General features: G+C 70.3%; 7 protein-coding genes. 2 read left to right on the forward strand and 5 right to left on the reverse strand.

Going from position 1 to position 5,024, the window contains the following annotated elements:
- From KME77_RS09000 to KME77_RS09020, 5 genes are all read right to left on the reverse strand, one after another.
- A partial coding sequence (locus KME77_RS09000; RefSeq protein WP_308250622.1) for a phosphoenolpyruvate-utilizing N-terminal domain-containing protein occupies positions 1–297 on the reverse strand: 297 nt, incomplete at its 3' end.
- A 71-nt stretch (positions 298–368) separates the two neighbouring features.
- On the reverse strand, positions 369–629 hold the full coding sequence (locus tag KME77_RS09005) for an HPr family phosphocarrier protein (RefSeq protein ID WP_219463883.1): 261 nt from the start codon (positions 627–629) through the stop codon (positions 369–371).
- A 44-nt stretch (positions 630–673) separates the two neighbouring features.
- Positions 674–1,120 carry a PTS sugar transporter subunit IIA gene (locus tag KME77_RS09010; protein WP_219463885.1) on the reverse strand — a complete coding sequence of 149 codons (447 nt, stop codon included), beginning with the start codon at positions 1,118–1,120 and terminating at the stop codon, positions 674–676.
- A gap of 11 nt (positions 1,121–1,131) precedes the next feature.
- A complete protein-coding gene (locus KME77_RS09015; protein ID WP_281424074.1) occupies positions 1,132–1,395 on the reverse strand; it encodes a PTS sugar transporter subunit IIB in 264 nt (87 codons plus the stop codon).
- A 42-nt stretch (positions 1,396–1,437) separates the two neighbouring features.
- Positions 1,438–2,472, reverse strand: coding sequence for an SIS domain-containing protein (locus KME77_RS09020; protein WP_372451157.1), 1,035 nt, complete (start codon positions 2,470–2,472; stop codon positions 1,438–1,440).
- Between the two features lie 116 nt (positions 2,473–2,588).
- Between KME77_RS09020 and KME77_RS09025 the strand changes: the two genes are divergently transcribed.
- Both KME77_RS09025 and KME77_RS09030 read left to right on the forward strand, forming a co-directional pair.
- Complete coding sequence (locus KME77_RS09025; RefSeq protein ID WP_219463892.1) at positions 2,589–3,329, forward strand: GntR family transcriptional regulator; 741 nt, start codon at positions 2,589–2,591, stop codon at positions 3,327–3,329.
- Positions 3,330–3,353: 24 nt separating this feature from the next.
- The gene (locus tag KME77_RS09030) at positions 3,354–4,670 is read left to right on the forward strand and encodes a PTS transporter subunit EIIC (RefSeq protein ID WP_308250623.1); all 1,317 of its coding nucleotides are present in this window, start codon (positions 3,354–3,356) and stop codon (positions 4,668–4,670) included.
- The last annotated feature ends 354 nt before the right edge of the window (positions 4,671–5,024 follow it).

Below are 5,024 nucleotides of genomic sequence, written 5' to 3' on the forward strand. Positions count from 1 at the left end.
GAAAGCGGCGAAGGTCGCGCGCGGACCCGCCACGCCGTCGTCGATGAGCGCCTTGACGCCCGCCACCAGCCCCGGGTCCTCCGCCATCAGCGCCTGGGCCCGGAGGATCTCCCTCGCCTCGCCGCCCGCCCGGCGGCCGCGGGCCTCCAGCTCGCCCGCCACCTGCCGCAGCGCCGCCACCGCGCGGTCCTTCTCCCGCTCGGCGTCACCGGAGTGGGCGGCGTCCTCGGCGGGTTCGGGAACCCCGCCGGACAGCACGTACGCGGGCCCCAGCCCGACGCCCGGACTGACCCCCACTCCCCGCAGGCTCACCGCGTCCCCCGCAAGCTCACCACGCCCCCCGCAAGCTCACGATGCCCCCGTCAGGCTCACGGCGCTCCGGCGATCGCCGCCAGTTCGTCGAGCACCTCGTCGGCGCCGTCGCCCTCGGCCCTGATCACGATGTCCTCGCCCTGGCGCACGTCCAGCCCCATGATCTGCAGAATGCTCTTGCCGTTGGCCGTCGTGCCCCCGGAGGCCCTGCACACGGTGATGTCCATCGGCGCCTCGGCCGCCCTCCGGACGAACGTCGCCGCCGGGCGGGCGTGCAGCCCCACTTCGGCCCCCACGGTGACCTTGCGTTCGGACATGTACTCCTCCTCCTGCCCCGGTCCGGACCACCCGGACCGGGGTCTCATTCCCACTGGAAAAGCTCGTCCCCGGCATGTACGCCCCCGACGACGGCGCCCGTCACCGACTCCTGCGCCGCGTCCAGCGCGATCACCGGGCAGACCGGCGAACGTCCGCCCGCCTCGATCGCGGCCGGGTCCCAGGCGACCACGGGCTGCCCCGCGCTCACCCGGTCGCCCTCGGCCGCGAGCAGCTGGAATCCCCTCCCCTTGAGCTGGACGGTGTCGATGCCCAGATGCACCAGTACGCCCCTCCCGTCGTCCCCCACGATGACGTACGCATGCGGATGCAGTTTCATGATTTTTCCGGATATTGGGGCAACTGCCTTCCCGGGTTCCCGCGCCGGATCGATGGCCGTTCCCGGCCCCACCATGCCTGCCGAGAACACCGGGTCGGGCACGCTGGACAGCGGCACGGCCACCCCCTCGACCGGGGCGAGAACAGTCTTCATGGTCTCGCCCTCTAGCCGATGATGTCCTCGATGTCGCTGGCGATCGTGTCGGCCTCCGGCCCGACGACGACCTGCACCACGTTGCCGGCGGCCATCACGCCGTGGACGCCCGCCGCCTTGAGCGCCGCCTGGTCCACCTTGGAGACGTCGTGCACCTCCGTCCGCAGCCGGGTGATGCAGGGCTCGATGTCGATGATGTTTGCCGCACCGCCGAGCCCCGCGATGATCGCGTTGACATCAGCCGCCATCCGTCCTCCTCGTAGCTCTGTGACCAGGCTAGACGCCAGTCCGATCGGGCCCGCGCGGCGCGCCGGGCCTCAGTCGGTCTGGGTGACCTTGTTGAGCCCGCGCGGCGCGTCGGGGTCGATGCCAAGCCTCCGGGCCAGCGCCTCGGTGAGCAACTGCCCAGGAACGATGAGTCCCATCGGCGCGACCCACTCGGGCAGGTCGGGCCCGTTGAGCGCGGCCGTGCCCGCGCGGGCCAGCGCCTGGCCGCCGCCGATGGTGAAGGCCGCGGCCCCGGCGGCCACGACCCGCTCGGCCAGCGCCACGGTGCCCTGGAGCGTCGGGCTGTTCTCGGCCGCGACCAGCAGCGCGGGGGTGTCGGCGTCGACCACGGCGATGGGGCCGTGCAGCAGGTCCGCGTACGACAGGCCCATGGCGTGCAGGTAGCACGCCTCCTTGAGCTTGAGCGCCGTCTCCAGCGCGGTCGAGAACGCCAGCCCGCGCGCCGAGACCACCGCCCCCGGCTTGTCGGCCAGCCCCTCGACGACCGCCTCGATGTCACCGGGCTCGGCGATCAGCTTCTCCACCGCCTCGGGAACCCGCTGCAGGTCGTCGGCGTCCACGTCGGCGCCCAGGCCGAGCGCGAGCACGGCCAGCGCGGCGAGCTGCGTGGTGTAGGTCTTGGTGGCCGGCACGGCCTTCTCCTCGCCGGCCACGGTGCACAGCGCCAGGTCGGCCGCCTGCGCGAGCGGGCTGTCCGCACCGCCGTTGGTGACGCCGACCGTGGCGGCGCCGCAGTCCTTTGCCCACGCCAGCGTCTCGACGATCTCCTCGGTCCGCCCCGACTGCGAGATGGCGACGGCGAGCACGCCGTCGAGGTCCAGCTTGCGCTTGTACGTCGTCGCCACGGACGGCGCGGCCAGCGCGGCCAGCCGCCCAGCGCGCGACTCGACCAGATAGCGGCCGTAGACTGCGGCGTTGTCGGAGGTGCCACGCGCGATGAACAGCAGCTGGCGAGTACGCTCACCCAGCGCCTTCACCTCGCCCACCCTGGGGAGAAGGGAGTCGAGTGTGGCCCGCAGCGCCTCGGGTTGCTCGGCGATCTCGCCGTGCATCTTGGTGGTCATCATCCCTCAAATCGTTACCGGCCAGACTTGACCCTGTTTCCTGGCATGTGGTCTAGTCCGGACTAGACCAGTACGAACCATAGCCCATCGCCCAGGTCAGATCGAGGGGAGGATCCGTGGCGCACATCGATCCGGACAGCCCGGTGCCCAAGTACTTCCAGCTACGCGAGATCCTGCTGGACCTCATCGACAGCGACGAACTGAGCATCGGCGCCGCCATCCCGTCCGAACGGGAGCTCTGCCAGCGCTTCGGCCTGTCCAGGATGACCGTGCGGCAGGCCGTCGACCACCTGGTCTCCGAGGGTCGCCTGCACCGGGTGCCCGGCAAGGGCACGTTCGTGGCCCGGCCCAAGATCGAGCTGGCGCTGCAGCTCACCTCGTTCAGCGACGACATGCGGGCGCGCGGCATGGTGCCCGGCTCGCGCGACGTCGACAGGCGGATCGTGCGGGCCAGCGCCCACCTGGCCAAGGAGCTGGGCATCCAGCCGGGCGAGGAGGTGCACTTCATCGAGCGGCTGCGCACCGCCGACGGCGAGCCGCTGTCGATCGAGCGCGCGCACATCCCGGTCAAGCTCGCCCCCGACCTGGGCGAGCAGGATCTGTCCGACAAATCCCTCTACAACCTGCTGGAGCGCAAGTACGGGCTGGTCATGGACGCCGGCGAGCTGACCATCGACGGCGGCATCGCCGATCCGAGCGACGCCGACCTCCTGAAGCTCCCCCGGGGCGGAGCCGTACTACTGTTGCAGCGCAGATCCTTCTCCGGCGGTGTCTGCGCGGAGCTGGGCGTGTCCACCTATCGCGCGGACCGCTACCAGTTGCGGACACTTCTCGAAATGCCCGCCAGACGGGGCTGAGGGCCCGACCCGGAGGAACGCCCGGTGAACGAGACCACCGCCGCCCGCCCCTCGCCGTTCTCACGCGTGATGAGTGTGCTCCAGCGGCTGGGCCGCTCGCTCATGCTGCCCATCGCCGCCCTGCCGGCGGCGGCGCTGCTGCTCCGGTTCGGCCAGCCCGACATGCTGGGCTCCAACGGCGCCGAGCCGGGCGGCCTGGCGGACGTGTCCGGGTTCGCCTGGATGAACCAGGTGGCCGAGGTGCTGGCCGCGGCCGGGGCGGCGCTGTTCGAGAACCTGCCGCTGCTGTTCGCGGTGGGCGTGGCGATCGGGTTCGCGCGCAAGTCCGACGGCTCGACCGCACTGGCCGCCGTGGTCGGCTACCTGGTCTTCGACCGGGTCACCAAGGTGATGTTCTTCGGCTCGGGCATCCGCGACACGGTCATGCTCCGGCAGGCCGAGCCCGAGGGCGGCATCAAGGAGATCATCAACTACGGCATGCAGAACCCCACCAAGGTGCTCGGCGGCATCATGATCGGCCTGGTGGCGGCCATGCTCTGGCAGCGGTTCCACCGGATCAAGCTGCCGTCGTGGCTGGCGTTCTTCGGCGGGCGCAGGTTCGTGCCGATCATCACCTCGATCGTGGCGCTGCTGCTCGGGGTGCTCATCGGCTGGGTGTGGCCGCTGCTCGGCGAGTGGATCGAGCACGCGGGCGAGGCCCTGACCACGATCGGCCCGCTCGGCACCGGCATCTACGGCCTGATCAACCGGCTGCTCATCCCCTTCGGCCTGCACCACTTCGTCAACTCGATCGTCTGGTACGTGGTGCCGCAGTGCGAGGTCGGCGGCCGGGTCCTCGGCGGCGACTGGAACTGCTACTTCGGCGGCGCCCCGCACTCGGGCCAGTTCATGGCCGGTTTCTTCCCCATCATGATGTTCGCCCTCCCGGCGGCGGCGCTGGCGATGTGGCGGGCGGCGCCCAAGCACCGCAGGGCGGCCGTCGGCGGCATCATGCTCTCGGCGGGTCTGGCGTCTTTTGTCACCGGCATCACGGAGCCGATCGAGTTCGCGTTCATCTTCGTCGCCCCCGTCCTGCTGGCCGTGCACGCCGTCCTCACCGGCCTGGCCATGGCCCTGACCACGCTCATCGGCGGGCAGCTCGGCTTCGGCTTCTCGGCCGGGCTGCTGGACATGCTGCTGAACGCCAGCAAGTCGAACACCCACAACCTGCCCGGCATCCTGCTGCTGGGGGTGATTTATGGCGTGGTCTATTACGTGGTGTTCAGCTTCCTGATCCGCAGATTCAACATCATGACCCCCGGCAGAGAACCGGAGCCGGATCCGGACGCCGGCGAAACATGACACCAGTAATTAAGGACGACCAACCGGATTCGCGCCCATTCATTCAGGTGCGATCCTCAGCCGTAATAGCGTCCAGTGCTGCTACCAGCCGCTCCAACTCGTGGTGATCTTGTTCGTCAATCGCCGCAAACAGCGCCGATCCACGGGAAAGTTGGCGGCCGATGTATCTGGGGGCCGGGCCGGAAACTCTTTGTAGTGTTCCTCTCCTCCTATGACATTGGAGCGCCCATGTCATCACTTCCGCACGCCGCCGGCCCGCTGATCTGGGGCCCGCCCGGGGCGATCCCCGACGACCGCAGGCTGCGGTCGCTGGGCCAGGCGCTCGCCGAGGTGCTCACGGGGCGGCGGGGGGGC

Origin of the sequence: Nonomuraea rhizosphaerae, from assembly GCF_019396405.1 — a bacterium.
Taxonomy (GTDB): Bacteria; Actinomycetota; Actinomycetes; order Streptosporangiales; family Streptosporangiaceae; genus Nonomuraea; species Nonomuraea rhizosphaerae.